Source organism: Nibrella saemangeumensis, from assembly GCF_039541915.1.
Classification (GTDB): Bacteria; Bacteroidota; Bacteroidia; order Cytophagales; family Spirosomataceae; genus Nibrella; species Nibrella saemangeumensis.
Window position 1 is genome coordinate 63,222 of record NZ_BAABHD010000075.1, and the last position, 21,792, is coordinate 85,013.

The 21,792-nt window shown below is 52.6% G+C and carries 17 protein-coding genes; all 17 read right to left on the bottom strand.

The features are described 5' to 3' along the window. Window positions 1–11 precede the first annotated feature (11 nt). Window positions 12–887 carry a DUF1207 domain-containing protein gene (locus tag ABD949_RS21355; protein ID WP_345246825.1) on the bottom strand — a complete coding sequence of 292 codons (876 nt, stop codon included), beginning with the start codon at window positions 885–887 and terminating at the stop codon, window positions 12–14. Window positions 888–966: 79 nt separating this feature from the next. Next, on the bottom strand, window positions 967–2,331 hold the full coding sequence (locus ABD949_RS21360) for a dipeptidase (RefSeq protein ID WP_425576787.1): 1,365 nt from the start codon (window positions 2,329–2,331) through the stop codon (window positions 967–969). A gap of 172 nt (window positions 2,332–2,503) precedes the next feature. Further along, window positions 2,504–3,157 (bottom strand): glycerol-3-phosphate 1-O-acyltransferase PlsY, encoded by a 654-nt coding sequence (gene plsY / locus ABD949_RS21365; protein ID WP_345246827.1) that lies wholly within the window; start codon window positions 3,155–3,157, stop codon window positions 2,504–2,506. A gap of 150 nt (window positions 3,158–3,307) precedes the next feature. Then, window positions 3,308–4,603, bottom strand: coding sequence for a M16 family metallopeptidase (locus ABD949_RS21370; protein WP_345246829.1), 1,296 nt, complete (start codon window positions 4,601–4,603; stop codon window positions 3,308–3,310). A gap of 75 nt (window positions 4,604–4,678) precedes the next feature. Then, window positions 4,679–5,884, bottom strand: coding sequence for a type IX secretion system outer membrane channel protein PorV (gene porV / locus ABD949_RS21375; protein WP_345246831.1), 1,206 nt, complete (start codon window positions 5,882–5,884; stop codon window positions 4,679–4,681). Between the two features lie 116 nt (window positions 5,885–6,000). Next, entirely contained in the window at window positions 6,001–9,450 is a 3,450-nt protein-coding gene (gene porU / locus ABD949_RS21380; protein WP_345246833.1) for a type IX secretion system sortase PorU, read from the bottom strand. Then, window positions 9,443–10,054 (bottom strand): SprT-like domain-containing protein, encoded by a 612-nt coding sequence (locus tag ABD949_RS21385; RefSeq protein ID WP_345246835.1) that lies wholly within the window; start codon window positions 10,052–10,054, stop codon window positions 9,443–9,445. Before ABD949_RS21385 ends, porU begins: the two co-directional genes overlap by 8 nt. A gap of 64 nt (window positions 10,055–10,118) precedes the next feature. Continuing rightward, window positions 10,119–10,373, bottom strand: a complete 255-nt coding sequence (locus ABD949_RS21390) for a hypothetical protein (RefSeq protein ID WP_345246837.1) — start codon at window positions 10,371–10,373, stop codon at window positions 10,119–10,121. 140 nt (window positions 10,374–10,513) lie between these two features. Continuing rightward, on the bottom strand, window positions 10,514–10,984 hold the full coding sequence (locus ABD949_RS21395; RefSeq protein WP_345246839.1) for a GtrA family protein: 471 nt from the start codon (window positions 10,982–10,984) through the stop codon (window positions 10,514–10,516). A 142-nt stretch (window positions 10,985–11,126) separates the two neighbouring features. After that, window positions 11,127–12,530: an NADH-quinone oxidoreductase subunit N gene (locus ABD949_RS21400; RefSeq protein WP_345246841.1), complete on the bottom strand. Its 1,404-nt coding sequence runs from the start codon at window positions 12,528–12,530 to the stop codon at window positions 11,127–11,129. Between the two features lie 39 nt (window positions 12,531–12,569). Next, window positions 12,570–14,063, bottom strand: coding sequence for a complex I subunit 4 family protein (locus ABD949_RS21405; RefSeq protein WP_345246843.1), 1,494 nt, complete (start codon window positions 14,061–14,063; stop codon window positions 12,570–12,572). Between the two features lie 55 nt (window positions 14,064–14,118). Further along, a complete protein-coding gene (gene nuoL, locus ABD949_RS21410; protein ID WP_345246845.1) occupies window positions 14,119–16,047 on the bottom strand; it encodes an NADH-quinone oxidoreductase subunit L in 1,929 nt (642 codons plus the stop codon). A 43-nt stretch (window positions 16,048–16,090) separates the two neighbouring features. Next, on the bottom strand, window positions 16,091–16,435 hold the full coding sequence (gene nuoK, locus ABD949_RS21415) for an NADH-quinone oxidoreductase subunit NuoK (protein WP_345246847.1): 345 nt from the start codon (window positions 16,433–16,435) through the stop codon (window positions 16,091–16,093). Between the two features lie 118 nt (window positions 16,436–16,553). Beyond that, window positions 16,554–17,384, bottom strand: a complete 831-nt coding sequence (locus ABD949_RS21420; RefSeq protein ID WP_345246849.1) for an exonuclease domain-containing protein — start codon at window positions 17,382–17,384, stop codon at window positions 16,554–16,556. Between the two features lie 99 nt (window positions 17,385–17,483). Then, a complete protein-coding gene (gene glpK / locus ABD949_RS21425) occupies window positions 17,484–18,980 on the bottom strand; it encodes a glycerol kinase GlpK (protein WP_345246852.1) in 1,497 nt (498 codons plus the stop codon). A gap of 104 nt (window positions 18,981–19,084) precedes the next feature. Then, complete coding sequence (locus ABD949_RS21430) at window positions 19,085–20,830, bottom strand: patatin-like phospholipase family protein (protein WP_345246854.1); 1,746 nt, start codon at window positions 20,828–20,830, stop codon at window positions 19,085–19,087. A 167-nt stretch (window positions 20,831–20,997) separates the two neighbouring features. Next, a complete protein-coding gene (locus ABD949_RS21435) occupies window positions 20,998–21,723 on the bottom strand; it encodes an MIP/aquaporin family protein (RefSeq protein ID WP_345246856.1) in 726 nt (241 codons plus the stop codon). Window positions 21,724–21,792 lie beyond the last annotated feature (69 nt).

Below are 21,792 nucleotides of genomic sequence, written 5' to 3' on the forward strand. Positions count from 1 at the left end.
ATAAGTCTCTGTTAAAGAGGGTTTAAGTAAGCGCCGAAGCCGAGCCATTGTACGCGCTGATCTTCATACTGGCTGTAGGGGCGGAAACCACTGTACAATTCAGCAAGAAAGGTAAGCGATGCGGAGCGCCGGCCAATTTCGAACCCTGCGCCGGCTTTGATGCCCGGCCGGAAGCTGGTTTGCTCCCAGAACTTAACATCCATACCGCCCACCAATCGAATCAGCCTGTTGTTGGGCTGCCGGTAAAAAAAACCGGCCTGGGCACTCAGCCGCTTGCGCTCTGTAGGCTTTCGCAGGCCGATACCTAAACCGGCATAGGGACGCAACCCATTGATTTCACGGCTAAAGGTTACATCGACAACCTCATAATTTACAGAGTTGGGCGTATAATAGTTGATTTGGTTCCGAATCAGGTAATCGTCGCCCAGATGCGATGAGAGGTGATAAAGCCGGAAACGCCAGCTATTCGATCCACGCTGGAGGTTTAGTATAAAGCTGACTTTGTAGTCTGTATTCATCAACTGACGACGCTGTTTCTTCTGCACCGCGTCTTGGTATACTTCAAATTGTGTGAAGGATGCAACATCAATGACAAACTCGGTAGCCCGGCCGGGGGCTGTAGTCCGGCGCCAGAAGGGCTTGGCAAACCCAAACGCAAACGGCACAATAGCGCCGGGATACGCTTTGCCTTCGGTGTTGTAAGCGGGCAAAATACTCACATAAGTCTGAGCCTCCAGCGGGTCCAGAATGAGCGGCTCGAACAAATGGCCACGGGGCAGAAACTCACTCCGGGGATATACCTCGGCCGGAGCCGTAGAATCGGCAAATTGAGCCAGAGCCTGGGTCGTTACTAATAAGGCGAAAGCAAATAGAAAGAGCAGTTTCATAGAAAATGGTACCACGGCTGTCGGGGCCGGCAGACATCGGTACACCGACGCGGCCGGCCCCGACAGCCGTGGTACAAAATCACTTCTTCAATTCAGCGTAATGTTTATAAAAATAGGGGATCGTTTCAATACCCTTAAAAAAGTTAAACAAGCCGTAGCTTTCGTTGGGTGAGTGTAAGGCATCGGCGTCTAAGCCAAACCCCATCAGGATGCTTTTGATACCCAGTTCCTGCTCAAACAAGGCGACGATGGGGATACTGCCTCCTCCGCGGGTCGGAATGGGTTTTTTACCCCAAGCCTCTTCAAAGGCTTTGCTGGCGGCTTCAAATTCCACAGAATCCGTTGGGGTCACGTAGGGTAAACCGCCATGGTGCGGCATTACCTTAACCGTTACGGTAGACGGAGCAATAGCCTGGAAGTGGCGGCTGAACAGCTCGGTGATCTCATCCGGGTCCTGGTTCGGCACCAGGCGCATGCTGATCTTGGCGTGTGCTTTGGCCGGCAGTACCGTTTTGGCACCTTCGCCGGTGTAGCCGCCCCAAATGCCGTTTACGTCGAGCGTCGGGCGGATGGAGGTACGCTCCGGCGTAGAGTAACCCGCTTCGCCAGCCACAGCGTTTAGCCCCAAGTCATGTATGTATTCGGCTTCGTCAAACGGTGCCTTGGCCAGCTCGGTCCGTTCGTCGGTACTTAGCTCCGCAACCTTGTCGTAAAAGCCGGGAATGGTGATACGACCCTGCTCATCTTTCAGGGAGGCAATCATCCGGCACAGCACGTTAATTGGGTTCTCTACACCACCGCCATACACGCCGGAGTGCAAATCCCGGTTGGGGCCGGTCACCTCTACCTCTACATAGGATAAGCCGCGCAGGCCGCTTTCGATAGACGGGGTATCGTTATTGATAATGCTTGTGTCGGAAATCAGGATAACGTCAGCCTTCAGACGGTCGCGGTTCTCGGCCACAAAGGTGCCGAGGTGTTCGGAGCCAACTTCTTCTTCACCCTCGATCATCACCTTAACGTTACAGGGCAGGTTCCCTCCGGCAATCATGCCTTCGATGGCTTTTACGTGCATGTAAAACTGACCTTTATCGTCGCAGGCACCACGGGCGTAGATGCGCTCGTTGCGGATGGTGGGCTCAAACGGGGGCGTATGCCACAATTCAAACGGGTCGGCGGGCTGAACATCGTAATGACCATACACCAGCACCGTTGGTTTGGCCGAATCTATTATTTTTTCCCCGAACACCACGGGGTGGCCAGCGGTATCAATGACCTCGGCAGCATCCAGGCCGGCAGCCAGCAGCTTGTCTTTAACAAAGGCAGCTGCCCTGCGCATATCATCTTTATGCTTTGGATCGGCCGATACCGATGGAATCCGGATCAGGTCGAAGAGTTCATTCAGGAAGCGGTCTTTATTCTCCTCCAGATAGGCTTTTATCATGTTGATATGAGGTTTGTACCAGGCGGCCTTGGCACCGCCGGAGCGGTGCCGTGTGAAGACTGAGTTAGCCAGCCGACCGGCGTTTGTTTCAGTAGAAACGTAAAAACGCCCCCAAGTTACGCACTTATGTGCTACTCGGGGGCGTCTGAAGGAGGTAAATATCGGAAAGTTACTAAGCGCGTTTCCGGCGCAGGCGAATTAGAACTGTGCGGTTCTCTTCTCCCCGAAGCAACCGGCCAATATTTTTCTGATGAGTTAACACCACAATCAGAAACATGACAAAACCGAAGATGATCAGCAGCGGGCTCTCGTTCTCCCCAAAAATACGCAGCAGCAGCAGCACCGGAAAGGCTAAAGCGGCCATAATAGACCCCAGTGACACATATTGGGAGGCTATAACCACCAGGAGAAAGATACCGATACAAACGGCTGCCAGTTCTGGATGAATAGCCAGCACCATGCCCAGCAAGGTAGCTACGCCCTTACCGCCTTTAAATCCAGCAAAGATCGGATATAAGTGACCAAGAACAGCTACTATACCAAATGCCAGTTTCCAGGTAAGAATTTCGTTTTCTGGTATAAAATTAAAGTACCATAACAGCGTAGCCAGAATCGTGGCCGTGTAACCTTTTAGAACGTCGACCAGCATTACCACCGTACCGGCTCGTTTACCCAACACCCGGAAGGTATTGGTGGCACCGGCGTTACCGCTGCCGTGCTTCCGAATGTCGATACTGAAAAAAGCCTGACTATACCACACCGCCGATGGAATAGAACCGAGGAGATACGCCAGGATTGTAGTGGCAATAATGAGGAGTACGTTCATAACAAGGAATTGAGCAACTGGTTAAGAAACGCCTGAAAGTCAGCGCCAGACAAAATTTCGTCTTGTTTATTACGTTAATGTGACCTCAAAGGTACATTTATTTCGCTAAATCGGTTCCTGACTTACTTTAAAAACATATTAATATCCAACCTAGTTAGTAGAGTTTTGTTTCCCGCCGACGACCACTTCAATCAGGTTTTCGGCTAGTAAGTAACGGTTAACGGTCTCCTGAATATTGGTTGGGGTGACTGCCCGAAGGTTGGCAATGTGGTGGTTAAGGAAGTCGGCAGGCAGGTTGTCGTACAGAACTATTTTGAAGCGATCGGCAATTTCGAAGGGTGTATTCAGAGACCCCACAAACTCGCCGGCCATGTAGTTTTTCACCGTTTCCAGCTCATCGGCGGGTACGGGTTCAGTGGCCAGCATCCGAATCTCTTTCCAGATCTCGTCCAGCGTAAGCTGGGTGAACTCTTTCTTCACATCTGTACCGATCAGAAAGTACCCTTCATGGCGGAAAGCCGCAACACTTGACCAGATTCCGTAGGTAAGGCCTTTTTCTTCCCGGATGTTTTTCATCAGTCGCGATCCAAAATAGCCGCCCAGTACCTCATTGGTTACCAGCATATTGTAGTAATCCGGATGCTGCCGGGTAAACAGCTTCCGGCCCAGCCGGATCGAGGACTGAACACTGGCCGGTTTATCGAGAAACGTAGACTGGTTAAGACTATCCCCGGCAGAAACCAGTACGGCCGGTGTACCTGCCGGCTCAATTGGGAGTTGGCCTAAAATCTCATTGACCAGGGATATTTCCGGAATACCGGCCTGCCCGGCGAGCAGAATACGGAATGGCCGGTGCCGGATGGTTCTTTTATAAAAATAAATAACAGGCTCTATTGCCAGACCTTCGATGTCGGTAAGCTCCTGGCTGCGGCCATAGGGGTGTGTGCTGCCGAATACCTGCTCCCGAAAGAGAACACCGGCCAGATAACTGTTCTTCTCCAGATTTACCCGCAGGTTCTGCACCGTAATATTCCGCAAATCATTAAACTCCTTCTCAGGAAAGGTCGGTTCGGTCAGCATCTCCCGGACCATAGGCAGAATAGCCGGCAGATGTTTGGTTAAACAATATACCACCAGACTAGCCCGGTCGTGGCCACTGTTCAGCTCCAGAAATGCGCCGTAGCGGTCAAAATACTCGCTGATGTCGGCGGAGGAGCGACTGGCGGTTCCTTCGGCCAACATCTTCAGTGCAAAAAAGGAGGTGTTAGGCTGCGTTTCATACCACGACCCCGCTTCGAAGTTACACTCCAGCCGTAGCACGGGCTGCTGATCAACGGAGATCACGTAGAGGGGCTGCCCATTGTCTAAGGTATGCGTCTCTACCGCCGGAAGTCGTATATCGTGAATGGCCTGGTAGGCCGGTGCCTGCGTTCTGTCTACTATCATGGATCTAAAGTTGCGCTAAAAAACAAAATGGCATCTCGTAGGAAATGCCATTTTGATAAAAAAACTCAGTAAAATTTATTCGTCGGAATCTTCATCTACCCGACCAACTCCCTGGTTGAAGTTAATCAACAGCGTAAGCCGGAAAGTGTTTGCCAGGGGGCTGTTTCCTTTTACCGGCATCAGATACGAAAAATCGATACCATAGCGATCCTGAAGCCGTACGCCTAGACCACTGGTCAGGTATTTACGACCACCTTTATCGTTGGCTTCGTTGTAGAATCCGACGCGGGCTGCGAATAAATCATTGTACCAGTACTCCACGCCTGTTGAGATGGTAACCTCTTTCACTTCTTCGCCGAACCCGTCCGGCGCATCGGCAAACGAACCGAAGATACCACTCAGGTAAGGCCGGTTTGGATCTTTACCCCGTAAGATGGGAGGGGCCTGTCCGTTAACCGGGGTACCATACACAGGAGGAGTAGGTACCATCAGTTTGTTAAAGTCGAGGACGAAGTTGAATTTGTTTACCTGATCGGCATAGTAGGTGAATGCACCACCCAGCCGCAGATTGGTCGGTATAAAATAGCGATCCTGGCTACCGTAGTTAATTCGGCCGCCCAGGTTAGACAGCATGGCTCCGTATGACCAGCCAATCCCTTTGCCGGAAACCTCGTCCCGTACGTGATCATGGTAGTACGCGCTAATGTCCACGGCCGCCGTGGCTCCCGGTTTGATGGGTGTTCCACCAACGGTGTAAGATCCCGCCAGGTTGGAGTTGAGGTAGCGGAGGTTAACCCCCATGGAGAAATTACGGAACAGCTGCCGGGAGTAGTTGGCGGTTATGGCATATTCCCGGGAGTTAAAGCTTCCGGCAGATAATCCCTGCGCGGTTGTAAACTGAATGGTTCCCAGGTCAAAGTAAAGCAGCGAAGCCCCGATAACCTGATTTTTACCTATTTTTTTGTATGCAGTCAGATACGTGTAATACATATCGCCAATCAGATCGCGCAGCCAGGGCGTGTAGGAAACGGCTGCACCGGCGTTCTCCTGCGCGAAAACCAGCTTGGCCGGATTCCAGAAAATAGCGTTGGCATCGGGAGACAGGGCTACTCCAGCTTCGCCAAGACCCCCGCTTCGCGCATCGGGCGTGAAGTTGAGAAAAGGGACGGCAGAGTTGACAACCCGTAGCTGCTGTCCACTTGGCGTTGTTACCTGTGCTGATACAAAGAGAGGCAGCAAACAACCTGCTCCGATAAAACAACGGGAAAAAATACGCTTCATAGAAGGTTTTTACTTTAAATAACAGTGACTTAGGCGCTCGCCTGGCCGTCCTGCGAGGCCAAAAATACAAGGATTCGCCGGATTTGAAAAACTGTATTATTCTTCGGTTTGAATTATCATTTCATCATGATTAGCCGGCCGCTCTCTACCGCTTCTGTTTTGTCGGTCGCTGCCTGAAGGGTCAACCGGTATAGATACAGGCCATTGGGTAAGGCTGCTCCGCTGTTGCCGTGCCCGTCCCAGGCAATTCCCGGAAGAGTCGACGGGCATTGATCACAAGTACCTTGTTGTTCCGTCAGCAATCGGCCAGTTACGTCAAAAATGGCTAATGACCAGCCAATTGTTTCACCGGGACGGTTATGAGTAGCCTCAATGGTTACCTGCGTACTGAATGGGTTCGGAAACGCACGAACTCCCTGAAAAGCCAGCTTTGGCTTTTCGGAAACTATAAACGTCAACGCGGCCCCTGCTGAATTATTGCTTATATCAGAGGCTTTTACCTGAACGGTATAGGTACCCGGCTCCAGGCCCCGGAAGGTATACCGAAGTTCGCCCTGCCGGCCGTTTGGGGCCAGCGCCGTATAGTATTCATTGGCGATCAGGGGCAACTGGTCATTCAGCGTCAACAGAAGGTTATGGTTTGTACTACGGGCCGTATTGATGCCCCAGTTATCACTTAGCTGCCCGATCAGGAGTACGTCAGGACCGGCCACCGTCAACGGCTCCTGGCTCAGTACCTGACTGCCAATGGCCAGCTTAATTACCGGCGGCTGCGTATCTGTACTATCGGGTGCGGTAGTGCCGCCAATGCTGAAGCCATTGTAGCTGCCGGTAGCCTCTAACAAACTATCGGCCCGGATGGCGTAAGTATGTACCTTACCCAGGCCATAGGTTTGGTCAAGCGCCTTAGGCAGTCTGAACCGCACCGTAAACCGGCCCTGCACCACACTAACCTGACCCGTAAACAGCGGGCTGTCGTAGGCCGGATAGCTCATACGGGGGCCGCTGTTACCGCGTGTGGTCTGGGTAGCGGGTTTGTCGTAAAGCGTCAGCCGTAGCGTACCCGTAAAATCGCTGAGTAGCTGATTGCCGGTCGGGTCACGTATCTCGCCTTTCAGCTCAACCGGCTGGAGCGCCCGGAGGGTATCCGGGCGGCTTGGTAACAGCACCTGCCCGTTCAGGTGCGTCAGGGTTACGTTAGCCTGCGGGTATGCCAAGCGCAGAGATGGGTCGCCCAGCAAAGCGAAGTTCCGGTTCAGGCTGCCGCTGAGGCTGTTGTTTTTAGTGGCGCGCATGATGTCGCCCAAGCGTGGCAGCTCGCCCTGGGTCATGCGGAATACACTCTCGTAAAAAGCCTGGTTAAGCAGGAAGTTGGTATTGGCAAATACGGGTCGGGTGGTTGTCAGCAAACCAATGCTGCCGGCTGCATTACTCACCAGAGCCAGTTCGGCACCCGAGTTGCGGCTGGGGTCGTCGTACCGCCCAAATTCGCAGGTGGCGGTTACCAGCAGCGGGAGCCGCTGGTTGCGCCAGGAGAAGATATCCTGCAGGGTCAGTATCTGCTCTTCTGCCCAGCCTGAGATGCCGCCATGCCCGGCATAGTTTATAATCAACCGGCCTTCCTCCATGCCCCGATTAATTACCTGATTAACGCCGGGCGCTTTCTGGCCGGTAGTCGTCTTCTCCAACGGAAAGGCATCTACAAAGATCCGCTCGGGCCGGAAAGCCGGGTACTGTGTTTCAACCTGCCGGGACAGCCGGTCAGCGTCAGTCTGGTGCATATTATCGTCGCCGTCGTCGGCCACAAACATCAGGTGGGTGCGCCAGTCACCGGTTAGTCTTGGATTAGCGCTATAGTTGATCAGTTTATCAACGACCGTTTTGGCTTCGGCTATTGATTTTACCGGTAGTCGGCCAATACCGATGTCGAGGAGATGGTCGCCTGCCGGGTTTTCGTCCCATTGGCCATCGGTATCTTTGAGAAATCCGAAATAGTCGTCGGAGGAGTATGTCAGCACCGGATTGAGCGATTCACGGCTTTCGTAAACGGGTATGGTATTCGCCTGTTCGGCTGGTGTGAGCATCTTGCTCTTGTTTCGATAGTCGTAGGTAGCATCGCCGAACAACAGCAGATAGCGAAGCTGGCCAGGTTGCTTCTGATGCAGATACCTGGCCAGGTCCCGTATTGCTGACACGTCGGGCTGACCGGAAGCAAATTCGTTGTACACCTGCTGCGTAGTGACGACCAGCACCGTTAAGCCATCGTGATTGCGCCTGAACGTCGCCAGCCGCTCAGCTTCGTTTTGCCAGGTGGCCGGTGTTACAATCAGCAAATCGGGCGTAGCTTCCGCACGAAGGTTCTGGTTTAGGATGGGCCTGACAGAAGCTGGCTCTATTAGCTGGCTTTCCGTAAAAAGATAGAATCCATTATCGGTCCGGCTGGTACTTGACCAGGCGGCTTCCTGCCCGGTAAGCGTGTAGGTTTGAGCAACAATCCGGAATGGGTCCGAAATATCCCAGATGCGGAGGCCACTACCGGCTCCCCTGGCTACATAGCGGCCGGCAGGCCCGCGCACCCAGACCGGCTCCTGGTATTGTCGGATGTCTCGCTGGAATTGAATTGCCAGAAAGTTCAGGTAACCCTGAGCACCACTCTGATTCGCTTTGTCATAATCCAGCGTCAGTTTCAGCGGGTTGGCGACCGCAGCGGGCGTGTAGGTAAAGACCTTCCGGCTCTCTATGCCTTTGCGATCGTACCGATAGTCGGTCACGGCGCCAATTTCGTGCGTGCCGATTGGCTGATTCTCTTGTCGTAGCGTGAATTTTGTAGGAACGGTAGCTTCGGCCATCACCGATGAAGCCACCGTAAGGGGTGTATTGGCAAGGTACCCGCTGAGATCAAAGGTAAACGCCTGGGAGGGATAGACGCCGAAATAGTCCCCCCACCACTCCCGACCAGACTGGATGCGGTTGGTCAGGTCCTCTTCCCGAAAGATATAATCCGTAAAGGTCGTAATGACCGGTTGGCTGGTAGCGACTCCAGCGGGCCGGTTTTCGATCCGCATACCTGCCTCAGTACCGGCTGTCAGAAAATAAAACGTAGTATCTGAATACGGGTTTATGAGGTGGGTCAGCCGACGGGCCGTTGAGTCATAGCGAATCGTATGGGGGCTCTGGCCAAAGAAGAGAATGGCATCAGAATGGTCGAAGCGGCCATCGGCTTCCCCTGTTACCATAATCGCATTTTCTATAAGGTCCTGCGGGCGGGCAGCGGCATTGGGCTGGGGCAATGGGGCGCCCCCGTTGCCGTAGAGCCTGAACCGGCGTGGGTCAACGTTGGCCAACGTAGGTGCCTGTTTGGTTAATGTGGCGTAATCCAGCCGGTACACGCCCGTTTTGGTAACGCCAATTTTCACCCAGGTTCCTGTTTTCAGTACTGACGACGCCGGCTGTGCCAGAGCGGGTACCAAACCGGCAGCGACAACCAGAAGAAGTCCATAAAAAAGAGCCCGGTATTGTACCGCCCGGCGGTTGGGTCCGGGGTACTGTGGTATACGTTTATTCACATCGATCTACCCAGGCATGAGCCAGAATGGCGTAAGAAACTCCTGAATCTACTTCTTTACAAACGACGCGAGTACGGCGTAACGCACCCCGAACGTAGATTTTTTTTCGAAACACAAACGATTGGCCCTCCGATAAGTCCTTCAAGCTTACCTGATTACTAACCGGATCTGACTGTAGCTGCGAATCGTATTGGCGAAGCGCCTGGACCAGAGCCGGACTGCCACTGGTGGTAGCGGCCGGCCGCAGCATATAAGCCTGGAGCGGATACAGCACAGCCGCCGGAAAAACCTGCTCGGTCAGCAGGGGTTGCATCAGCTTCTGGAAAGCCGTTTGCCAGGCTTTACCGTGGGGCTGTGGCCGCCGGCGGTACGTTCGGTGGACGACCAGATGGGCCACTTCGTGAATAAAGGTGATCAGAAAGGCATAAGGATTCAGGTCTGCATTGACGGTAATCCGAACCTGACCATCCGGAAAGACCCGAAAATCACCAAACTTGGTACGCCGGGGGCGGGTAACCTGGAAATGGAACGGATAGTGCTGAAACAATTCCTGGCAATAGGAGAGGGCCTCGACCGGAATATAACTCTTCAGAAGATCTTTCAAGGCAACAAAAATGAAAAAGCCCTATCAAAGATAGAGCTTTTTCAAAAGCGGTCGAAGTGATTGATTACTTCGTGGTGCTTTCGGTACCCGTTGTCGCTGTAGTACCGGTGGCCGTTGTTGAGGTAGCTGTTGCTGAAGCAGCCGCAGCAGTATCCGTAGTGGCAGCGGCAGCGGCTGTATCACTGGTCAATGTGGTTTCAGAAGCGTTTACCGTAGTCGTGGTGGTATCGGTTGAAGCTCCTTCTGTTCTGGTTTTGCTTTCGCAGGCAGCAAAGGTCAGCATGCTACCCACAAACAGTAAAGCAAATACTTTTTTCATTTCGTTAGTGGCGTTTTAGATTCCGGATACAAAATTAGCAGCTTTCTAAGCGGTGCAATTAAAGCTGTCTTAAATTTTGATTAAAGCCACATAAGGAGCGGAATAGTGCAAAAATAGATTAGAAGTTTTCTAATATTAATCTAAAATTGCTTTTCACTTTGTCGGGCTGATTTTGAGCGAATGCGATCGTACATGCCAGTGCTGCGGAAGGTAAGCAACTTATGGCCGAAATAATTGGCCATAAAGCTAAAGCCCATACCCACTACGTGTGAACTCTTTTCGCGGTAGAACTTCTCAAGGAACGGGAGGAATGGATTGGCCACCCACTCCAGGGTGTACTTTGACACTAAGACCTGCACGACCAAAGCCACCAACGCAATGATCACGAACTTGACAGCTTCGCGCCCAGTATTCCCCGTTTGCTTGGCCGAGAAGGCAAAGATCTTTGTGGGCAGAAAACTAACGACGGTTGCCGTCAGATAACCCATAAAAACACTAGCGTCAAAGTCGAAATATTGTCTGTAAAAGATCTGGCTTACGAAATTGACCGACGCTCCCAACAGAGCGGTCAGAAAAAAGTTAAAGAAGCCCTTAAGACCTTTGTACTTCACAGGTTGAGTCGCGGTCACGTTCACGTCCTAACAATAGGAAAGGTTTCTGTATCGTTTCAATAGCCAACCCGCGAAACTACAAAAAAGCTTCGTTGCCGGACCTTATACCTAAAGGTATATGAGCCAACGGTCAGCGTTTACACTAGACCAGTCCCTGAATCAGGCCGGGTGCTATACCCAGTGCAATCGTCAGAACTGTAGCGGCAATGAGTACAAAGCGGTAAAAAGGTGCGATGCGGATGCTTTCCATAGAGCCCTCCCGGAAGTACATGGCAATGACAACCCGTAAGTAGTAATAGATACCAACCGCCGACATCAGCACCGCTACCACCAGCAGCCAGATCATACCCCGCTCGGCAGCGGCTGAGAATACCATAAACTTACCCCAGAAACCGGCCGTCAGCGGTATACCCGCCAGCGAGAGCATCGACACCGCCATAACAAACCCCAGCAACGGATTTTTGCGGGCTAACCCGTTAAAGGCGTCAAAGCTTTCGTCGGATCGGTTGTCTGTATTAAGCTGATTCATGGACCGCTCGCGGGCAACCAGCAGCAAAATACCAAATGCCGAAATTGTCGCCAGCGAATAAGCCAGCGAATAGAAAACCAGTGCCTGCCGGCTTTGTTGGGTCAGGGCCGCTAAACCGATTAAGAGGTACCCGGCGTGTGAGATACTGGAGTATGCCATCATCCGCTTGAAGCTGTTCTGGTAAACAGCCGTCACGTTACCCGCTACCAGCGTTAGCGCCGTAATAACGGCCAGAATGACCCACCAGAAGCCGTAAACCCCGCTGAACGGCAGGGATAATAACCGCAGCAGCGCTGCAAAGCCGGCCGTTTTCACAACGGTAGACATGTAAGCGGTAAACAGGGTAGGTGCGCCATCATATACGTCGGGCGTCCAGAAGTGGAAGGGAGCAGCCGATACCTTAAATAAAACCCCAATCAGCAAAAGCAGCAGACCCATATACAACAGGAGTGATACACCACTTCCGGTGCCTACATACCCCGCAATGCCAGAAACGGCAAAAGAGCCGGTTGCCCCATACAGCAACGCTATACCAAAAAGCATGATACCGGTAGCAAAGGCACCCATCAGGAAATACTTGATGGCGGCTTCGTTGGAACGCAGGTTATGCTTATCGCTGCCGGTCAGGATGTACATGGCTACAGAGAGAATCTCTATGCCTACAAAAAGCATGATCAGATTCTCAAAGGTGATCATCATAATCGCACCAACCAGCGAAAACAGCAGAAGGGCATAATATTCAGCGGGTTGAGCAGCTTCGTCTTCCAGGTAGTGGCCCGACAAAGCAACCACCATAAACGCAGAAATGAGCACGATAGCGATAAACACCATTGCCAGGTTGTTCATCAGCAGCATACCGTTGAAATACAGATAGGTCTTATTCCAGTCGATGAAGGTAGTAGCCAGTGCCACTACGATGAACAACAGGCAGGCTGGCAGCAGCACCGCCCGGGATTTCTGGAAACCCAGGAAGAGGAGAATGATCCCAAAAACCGATAACAGAACGATGGGAAGCATAGTATTTGGTTAAGTTCGTGTATCTCTTTTTATGACCGGTTAGCCGGTGATGTATTGTAATAAATTAGTGACAGCCGGTTCGGTCAGTTTCAGGAAGGTGTTGGGGTACATACCAATCCAGAATACCATAACCACGAGCGGAATCAGCACCCAGCTTTCAGAGCCACTTACATCCGCGAACCCTGCAGTCCGTGCCGAAGCCGTGCCAAACATACTTTTCTGATACATCCGGAGCATATAAACTGCCCCCAGAATAATGGTCAGGCCAGCAATAGCGCCCAACCAGTTGTTATAGCTGAAGACACCCGACAGCAGCAGGAATTCGCCGACAAACCCATTGGTCAGCGGCAGCGCTACACTGCCGAGCAGGATAATCATGAAATAAACCGTCAGTTTGGGTGTAGTACGGGTAATGCCACCCAGTTGGTCGAGCATCCGGCTGTTGGTACGGGAAAAAATAATTTCAGCAACGAAGAACAAGCCGACTACATTGATACCGTGGGCCAGCATTTGTACCAGCGCGCCCTGCAGGCCATTTGCCGTTTGGGAGAATACCCCGGCAGCCATCAAGCCTACGTGCGCGAATGATGAGTAGGCAATGAGCCGTTTCATATCCCGCTGACGGATCGCAATGACAGAGCCGTACACAATACCGATGATGGCGAGCACCATGGCCGTGGTACCCCAGACATCAACTCCGGCCGGAACAATTGGCAGCATCAGCCGGATCACCCCGTAAACCCCCATCTTTAACATGATACCCGCCAGCAGCATCGTAGCCGGCGTGGGGGATTCAACGTAGGTATCGGGTTGCCAGGTATGAAACGGAAACACCGGCATTTTGATGGCAAAGGCAATAAAGAACGCCCAGAACAGCCAGCCTTGCGCAGCCGGACTGAGGTTTAAGGTGTAAAAATCAGCAATGGCTGACGAGTGGGCGGCACCGATGGCGGGCGCGCCGGCAACCGGCGGTCCGGCCACCATCGACCCGGTCTGGTAGTACAGATAAATGATGCCCAGCAGCATGAACAGGCTGCCGAAGATGGTATACACAAAGAACTTGAGCGTGACCGGAATTCGGTTTTCGCCACCCCACATAGCCGCCAGAAAATAGATCGGGATCAAGGCTGCCTCGAAGAAGAGGTAGAACAGAAACGCGTCACGGGCGGTAAATACCCCCATCAGGGCTGCTTGCATAAACAGAATCAGGGCATAAAACGCCGACGGCCGGTCGTACTGCTGCCGAAACGCCGACAGAATAATCAGGGGTACCAGCAAACCGGTGAGCACGACCAGCAGCAGACTGATGCCGTCGATCCCCGCGGTGAACCGGATACCACCTGATGCCAGCCAGGGGTAGTCAAAGCCGAATTGCGACTGGGCGTTCGGGACAAATTGCACGAAGGCATAAGCCGCCAGCACCAGTTCAATCAGGGCAGCTCCGAATGCCACTTGCTTGGCTGATTCACCTTTGATGGCTAATACAAACAGAGCCGCTACGATGGGAAATAAGATAAGAGCAAGCGTAAGCATTTTTTTACGTTTGAGGTTTAAGGTTTAACGTTCTGCGTGCCAACCTTAGACGTATTTAGAATCTGATAAAGAATCGTAAGGCAACGATGGCGGCAATACTGAGGACCATCGCAAAGACGTAGAAACCAACAGAGCCGTTCTGTAACAGCCGTAACTGGGCCGAGCTTGCCCGCACCAGCCAGGCCACGCCATTGACAATACCGTCGATGATAAATTCACCGAAGCTGTACAGGGCGTCCCCTAATCCTCGAATCGGCCGGACGATGATTGTTTCGTAGAGTTCATCGATGTAGTACTTGTTGTACAGCACCTTCTCGGCAACCGGCCGCTCTACCGCATCTGAAGCGGGTACCGCCCGGCGACTGACATACACTACATAAGCCGCAACCAGCGACAGTATCGCAACACCGGTCGAAATAGCCATTAGCATGTACTCCGTGCTGTGGTCGATGGTAGCATCAGCAAATGCCTGCGGATTCACACGGCGGGAGGGTTCAAACAACGGCGACATAAAGTCGCTCAGCCAGCCGCCACCTGGCAGGTTCAGAAGGCCGCCCACGGCTGATAAGACGGCCAGCACAATCAGCGGAATGGTCATTGACGCTGGTGACTCGTGCAAATGGTGGCGTTGTTCTTCTGTCCCCCGAAACTCGCCAAAGAAGGTCAGGAACAGCAGGCGGAACATATAGAACGAAGTCATGGCTGAGCCGATCAGGCCCAGTACCCATAACACTTTATTGTGCATAAAAACGTGCGCCAGAATCTCATCTTTTGAGAAAAAACCGGCAAACGGCGGAATACCCGATATGGCAATGGTACCGATCAGGAAGGTCCAGAACGTAACCGGCAGGTATTTACGCAGGCCACCCATATTCCGGATATCCTGCTCGTCGGACATGGCGTGAATAACGCTACCCGCTCCGAGGAACAGCAAAGCCTTGAAAAAGGCGTGCGTGATTACATGGAACATGCCCGCCGTGTACGCCATAACGCTGAGGCCCAGGAACATATAGCCTAACTGGCTAACCGTTGAGTACGCCAGTACCTTCTTGATATCATTCTGTACCAGGCCAATGGACGCGGCCAGCAGCGCCGTAGCAATGGCAATGCCGCCGATGATCTCCAGCGTCAGCGGAGACAGCGTATACAGCACGTTGGAGCGGACGATCATGTAAATACCCGCCGTCACCATCGTTGCCGCGTGGATAAGGGCCGAAACCGGCGTCGGGCCGGCCATGGCGTCGGGTAGCCAGGTGTACAGCGGAATCTGGGCTGACTTACCAGCCGCCCCCACAAACAGCAGCAGCGTTATGGCCAGTATGGTTGTATCACCGATGGTAAAGCGAGTCGCCTTTTCGAAGATATCCACGTACTCCACTGAACCGAAGGTATTAATGAGCATGAAGATACCCAGCAGGAAACCCAGGTCACCGATCCGGTTCATGACAAAGGCTTTACGGGCGGCATTGTTGTAGTTGGTATTGGTATTCCAGAAGCCAATCAACAGGTACGAGCATAACCCAACGCCCTCCCAGCCGATAAACATCACTACGTAGTTGGAGCCCATTACCAGCAACAGCATGAAAAACAGGAAGAGGTTCAGGAAAGCGAAGAACTTGCCAAATCCCTCGTCGTGCTTCATGTAGCCGATGGAGTAAATATGGATCAGTGAACCAACGCCGGTGACAATCAACAGCATCAGCAGCGATAGCTGATCAATCTGAAAGGAGAAGTTGATGTTCAGGCTGCCGACGCTGATCCAATCGAACAGATTGGCGATAATGGGTGCGTTGCTACCGGTAATACCCACCTGCGTCCGGAAAAAAGCGAACAGATACAGGGAGCAGGCAAATGAGGCCAGTGCGGCCGCCGAGCCGATCAGGCCAACAGCCCCCCTGGGAATTTGGCGGAAACCAAGTCCGTTGATGGCAAAGCCAATAAGCGGAAATAGCGGGATTAAAATACAGAGTAAGTCTATCTGCATGGATGTAAAACAGTCAGGATCAAGCGATACAGTTCAGGTACGGTTACCACTTTAACTTATTAAGCAGCCCCACGTCAATGGAGCGGATATTGCGGTAAATCATCACGATGATGGCCAGTCCAACGGAAACCTCAGCGGCTGCCACGGCCATGATAAAGAAGACAAACACCTGCCCGGACGGATCGGCGCGGTACGACGAAAATGCAATCAGCAGCAGGTTTACGGCGTTCAGCATCAGTTCAATAGACATGAGTATAATGATGACATTCCGCCGGGTCAGTACGCCGATAATGCCGATCACAAACAAAGCCGTACTGATAATCAAATAGTAATTAAGAGGGATCTGTTGAATTACCTCCGGTATATTAACAGGTTGTATAGGCTGCATAGAACGCAGGTTAAAAAAGTCGCGGCAAAGGTAGGGATAAATACCGCTTGCTCAAAGGGATGATGAAATTAGCGAACGGCCAAACAACGACGACAGTCTTGGTTTATACGCCGAAAACTTACTTTCTTCCGTTGCTGGTAAGTCCGCTGCTAAACATCCGCAGCCTGATCTCGGTCAGTTTTCGTTTGGTATCGAGCGGGAAATCACCGTTCAGCATCCAGTCGTAATAAGAGGGTTCTTTTTGCAGCACGTCGATAACGGGCTTGCCGCTATGCTTGCCGAAATTAAATACCTCTTGGCCTTTATCGTTATAGACCATACGCCCGGCAAAATCCACCACATTGCTGGCGCTCAGGGAGTGAAGTACCTCCACATCGTTTTGCAGGAGAATTTCGTTGCCCTTATCGTCTTTAACCATCCGGCCGAGGTAGCGCTGCACCTGCGCATTCAGCACCTCAAATGACGCCAGGGTATCGGCCTGGGCGCTATGGGCATTTATTAAGTCTTTACCGCAGTAAAACTTGTACGCTGCCGACAGGTTTCGGGGCTCCATCATGTGGTAAATGCGTTGCGCATCAACCAGCCGCCGGTTTTTCATGTCGAAATCGATATTAGCCCGCAAAAACTCCTCCACCAGCATGGGCACATCAAAGCGGTTGCAGTTGAAACCCGCCAGATCGCAGCCGTCCAGAAACTGCGCCAGTGACCGGGCTACCGCCTTAAACGGAGGAGCGTCCTTGATATCTTCGTCATAAATTCCATGAATCAGGCTGGTCTCCAGCGGAATAGGGATCTGCGGATTGATACGCTGATCCCTGATAACCACTTCTCCGTTGGGCAATGCCTTAGCGATGCAGATTTCGACAATGCGGTCCCTGGCCACACTAACCCCGGTTGTTTCGAGGTCAAAGAAGGCCAACGGCTTTTTCAGTACAAGTTGATGTGTCATAACCCAGTCCGGTGCTCACGTACAGCCGCAAAGTTAGCAATGTAGACCGGAATTGTATTCCGGTCCGGCTATCTAAAAACGGATTGCCGTTCCGGTCTGCTACTCAGCCCAGCCAAACGACCGCTCTACGGCCTTTTGCCAGCCGCGAATGAGCTGGTTCCGGTCTTCAGGAGCCATACTGGGCTCCCAGGTTTTGGCGACGGCCCAGTTCTGGCGCAGATCGTCAAAGCCGGACCAGAAGCCAACGGCCAGTCCGGCAGCGTAGGCCGCCCCGAGGGCGGTAGTTTCGGTAATCAGAGGACGCACAACCGGCACATCCACCAGATTCGCCTGGAACTGCATCAGGAGTTCATTTACCGTCATACCACCGTCTACGCGGAGGGAGTTCAGATGGATACCGGCATCCTGTTCCATGGCTTTCACCACATCGAGTGTCTGGTAAGCGGTGGCTTCCAGCACGGCCCGCGCCAGGTGACCCTTGTTGACAAACCGGGTCAAACCGGCAATCACTCCGCGGGCGTCGGCTTTCCAGTAAGGCGCGTACAGGCCGGAGAAGGCTGGAACAAAGTACGCCCCACCATTGTCGGAAACGGTAGCGGCCAGAGACTCTATATCAGCGCTGTTTTCGATGATGCCCAGATTGTCCCGCAGCCACTGAACTAGGGCCCCTGTAATGGCTACGCTACCCTCGAGGGCGTAGTGCGCCGGCTGGTCCTGAAACCGATATGCAACGGTGGTGAGTAATCCGCAGGTAGACTGGCGGATTTCGGTACCCGTGTTCATCAGCAGAAAACAGCCGGTACCGTAGGTGTTTTTGGCCTGACCCGGTTCGTAACAGGTTTGTCCGACCAGCGCTGCCTGCTGGTCGCCCAGGATACCCGCCACTGGCACACCCGGCAATACCTCCGATGTCACTTTGCCGTAAACTTCACTGCTGGACCGGATTTGCGGCAGCATCGCTCGCGGAATATCAAAAGCCTGAAGCAGATCATCATCCCATTCAAGGGTCTGGAGGTTCATCAGCTGGGTGCGGCTGGCGTTGGTCACATCAGTGATGTGCATACCGTTGTAGTGGCCGCCGGTCAGGTGCCAGATGATATACGTATCCATATTGCCGAAGATAGCCAGCCCCCGTTCGGCATCTTCACGAACCCCCGGCACGTTGTCCAGAATCCATTTTAACTTCAGTCCGCTAAAATAAGTCGCCAGCGGCAGACCCGTAGCCGCCCGAAAGCGATCCTGACCTCCATCGCGCTCGTATTGGGCCACCAGGGCGTCGGTGCGGGTATCCTGCCAGACCAGGGCGTTGTAATACGGCTTACCGGTCCGGCGGTTCCAGACCACAGTTGTTTCCCGTTGGTTGGTAATGCCCACGGCCACAATGTCGTGGGCCTGTAGCTGGGCTTCAATCCGGGCCAGGGCAATGACTTCCTGCGTATTGTGCCAGATTTCTTCGGGGTTATGCTCGACCCAGCCCGGCTGGGGGTAAATCTGCTGGTGTTCTTTCTGGGCGAGGGAGACAATCTTTCCCTGACGGTCAAATACAATACAGCGTGTACTGGTAGTTCCCTGGTCAATAGCGGCTACGTAGGGCATCGGAATAGTAGGAAGGCGTTGTTAGAATAAGCCAAAGTTGGCCGCAATATATGAATTTATTGGTTTTCTGTAGGATTGTCAGGAGTCTGCTTTATGGAGATAACCTATGACCGCCATTGCTCCACCTCTGCCTCGGTAAGCTTACTCAAAACCTCTTTTGCGTGGGTATAGCCAATCTCATAAATGGTATCAAAGGCGTCCCACCTCATGAGGCCAAAGCGGCTAACGTCCGGATTAAAATACAGGTCAGTGAATTGCTTGTTCTCCTGATAACGGGCGGTACTATGCATGAGCGTCGTGTTCAGTAATATGGACGATAGTGAGGGCAGGTGATATTTCCGTTTCTTCCGGGGCCTGAATTTGTCCAGGAGCAGGGCCCAATTGTCAGGCATTTCGGTAATGTCGAGTGCAAAGACTTTATCCCGGCTCAAATCCACACCAATTACTTTACCAGCTCCCATGCGGCTCATCACGTCGGTGGGGAAGTTGTTGAATGTTCCACCGTCGATCAGGAGATCGTTGCCCCGGATAACGGGAGGAAAAACACCAGGAATGGCAATGGTAGCGTTAAGACAGTCGGCCATAAAACCCTGCATGTGCACTTCCTCATAAGCTCTGGTATAATTGCCGGCAACGGTGAAGAACGTTCGCCAGACATCTTCCATCCGCACGTTAAACCCCACACAATCGTCAATACTTTCTTTTATAACCCGATTAAACCGTTTGCCTTTGATCAGAGATATGAGTGGAAGCAGGTTGTAATCCGTGGCGGGTTTGGCTTTGGCAGATTTTCGGGCAAAGTTCCGAATGGTTTCGGGCGGAAGATCAAACGAAATATAGGCACCCATTAAGGCGCCGGCGCTGGCCCCTCCGACGAAATCGACGGGTATGCCATATTCCTGCAGCGCTTGGTAAACGCCCAGGTGAGCAAATCCTTTGGCTCCTCCGCCCGCCAGCACCAGACCGACCGCCGAACCGCTAAGGATACGGGCCAGCCGGGCTACATCTTTCGGGAGCTCCGGCCGGATGTGATAATGTGCTTTCACGCTGCGGGGGCCCAGCCATTGGTCGGTTCCCGCTGGGCAAATAGTGCCGGCCTTGTGCAGGAGCAGTAAAATTTGGGTAGCGCCGGTACCCGGATCACTGAGTTGAGGCAAATCTTTCTCCAGTGTACTTAGCGCTGGCGGCTGGAGAGCGTCGGCCACTAGAATTACATCGTCTGCATGGCGTAAACTGCGCTTTGTCCACTCAGTAGGTGCTGGATCGGCAAGGTAGATCAAAAATTCATGCTGTAATTCCTGCTCTTCCAGCCAGCCGGTCAGCTTCCGGTACTCTTCTGTGTGGGTGTGGTCGGTTTGGGATAAGTTTTTGTGACCATGTACCTGATCGACGGACTGACTGGACAGTACCAGACTTTTTACTTTGCGGTTCAGGTAAGGATGCAGGGTGGCCACCAGCGCAGGCAGATCAACGGTCGGGGTTATAGGAATAAAGCAAATGGTAACTGGTTTTTTAAGGAGTGCCGGTGGCTTTTGCATCTTGTTCAGGCGATTGATGACAACCCGGGTTACGCCCATCAGCACGTTTGGGTAAGCCAGGACCAATTCCTCAAAGGCCGCTTTGGTTAGTTTTATCAGGACCGTATCTCTGACTGCGATGATGGTAGCCATGCGGGGTTCGCCCGTAAAAATGGCCATTTCACCCACCGATTCGCCCCGTTTGATCTCCCCAATATTTACCGGGCCTGCCTCTGTGTTGAGAAAAGCCCGTAGCCGTCCGCTGATGACAAAGTACAACGAGTCACCGGCCTCCCCCTGGTGAAACAAGGTTTCTCCGCCAGGCAGCTCCATCCATATTAATTTAGATTCAATGCTAGAGAGGACCGAGTCGGGCAGCTGACCAAAAATTTGCGTAAGACTGCCGATAAGTACGTCATGCTGGTATTGACGTTGAGTAGATGAATTCATGAAACCTGTTACGCCTTTTAGACTGTTTTATGCGCTATAGCTATTGGACACTACAACGCATACCACCGTATAAACAAACCACCCAGAATACCCCCCACAATGGGTGCTACAACCGGTAACCAGGCATAGCCCCAGTCTGATGAGCCTTTGCCGGGGATGGGCAGCATAGCGTGCGCCAGTCGGGGGCCCAAATCACGGGCCGGATTGATGGCATAGCCGGTGGTGCCACCCAGCGAGAGACCGATACTCCAGACCAGAATGCCCACCAGATAGGGCGCAAATCCTACCGCCAGCGTACCGATGTTCCTCGATGAGATACCCGCTACTCCCAGAATGAGTACGAAGGTTCCGATGGCTTCACTGATGAAGTTACCCGGTATGGTGCGAATAGCGGGGGCCGTAGCAAATACACCCAGTTTGGTACCTGGGCCGGGGGTGGTTGACCAGTGGGGTAAATAATGTAACCAGACTAGGATAGCACCCAGAAAAGCGCCAATCAGTTGTGCTGTAACATAACTGAGCACATTTGTGAAGTCACCGGTGGCTACAGCAAAGGCGACGGTGACGGCAGGATTCAGGTGAGCATCAATACTGCCAAATGCTTTGGCGACAAAGATACCCATAGTCACGGCAAAGGCCCAACCAGTGGTAATCACGATCCAGCCGGACCCCTCGCCTTTGGTATGGCGTAATAAAACATTGGCGACTACGCCGTCGCCCAATATGAGAAGTACAAGTGTTCCGATGAGTTCACCAAGGAACGGAGAAGTTTGCATGCTGACTTGGTTAAGGGATAGTTTGTGCGAATTAAATGATATTTTTGGGTCACATACAACCTCATTCCA

What these genes read in the sequence shown, in the direction of transcription:
- ABD949_RS21355 (WP_345246825.1), bottom strand. Translation starts at nt 887, where the DNA reads ATGAAACTGCTCTTTCTATTTGCTTTCGCCTTATTAGTAACGACCCAG.
- ABD949_RS21360 (WP_425576787.1), bottom strand. Translation starts at nt 2,331, where the DNA reads ATGATAAAAGCCTATCTGGAGGAGAATAAAGACCGCTTCCTGAATGAA.
- plsY (WP_345246827.1), bottom strand. Translation starts at nt 3,157, where the DNA reads ATGAACGTACTCCTCATTATTGCCACTACAATCCTGGCGTATCTCCTC.
- ABD949_RS21370 (WP_345246829.1), bottom strand. Translation starts at nt 4,603, where the DNA reads ATGATAGTAGACAGAACGCAGGCACCGGCCTACCAGGCCATTCACGAT.
- porV (WP_345246831.1), bottom strand. Translation starts at nt 5,884, where the DNA reads ATGAAGCGTATTTTTTCCCGTTGTTTTATCGGAGCAGGTTGTTTGCTG.
- ABD949_RS21390 (WP_345246837.1), bottom strand. Translation starts at nt 10,373, where the DNA reads ATGAAAAAAGTATTTGCTTTACTGTTTGTGGGTAGCATGCTGACCTTT.
- ABD949_RS21400 (WP_345246841.1), bottom strand. Translation starts at nt 12,530, where the DNA reads ATGCTTCCCATCGTTCTGTTATCGGTTTTTGGGATCATTCTCCTCTTC.
- ABD949_RS21405 (WP_345246843.1), bottom strand. Translation starts at nt 14,063, where the DNA reads ATGCTTACGCTTGCTCTTATCTTATTTCCCATCGTAGCGGCTCTGTTT.
- nuoL (WP_345246845.1), bottom strand. Translation starts at nt 16,047, where the DNA reads ATGCAGATAGACTTACTCTGTATTTTAATCCCGCTATTTCCGCTTATT.
- nuoK (WP_345246847.1), bottom strand. Translation starts at nt 16,435, where the DNA reads ATGCAGCCTATACAACCTGTTAATATACCGGAGGTAATTCAACAGATC.
- ABD949_RS21420 (WP_345246849.1), bottom strand. Translation starts at nt 17,384, where the DNA reads ATGACACATCAACTTGTACTGAAAAAGCCGTTGGCCTTCTTTGACCTC.
- glpK (WP_345246852.1), bottom strand. Translation starts at nt 18,980, where the DNA reads ATGCCCTACGTAGCCGCTATTGACCAGGGAACTACCAGTACACGCTGT.
- ABD949_RS21430 (WP_345246854.1), bottom strand. Translation starts at nt 20,830, where the DNA reads ATGGAGCTGCCTGGCGGAGAAACCTTGTTTCACCAGGGGGAGGCCGGT.
- ABD949_RS21435 (WP_345246856.1), bottom strand. Translation starts at nt 21,723, where the DNA reads ATGCAAACTTCTCCGTTCCTTGGTGAACTCATCGGAACACTTGTACTT.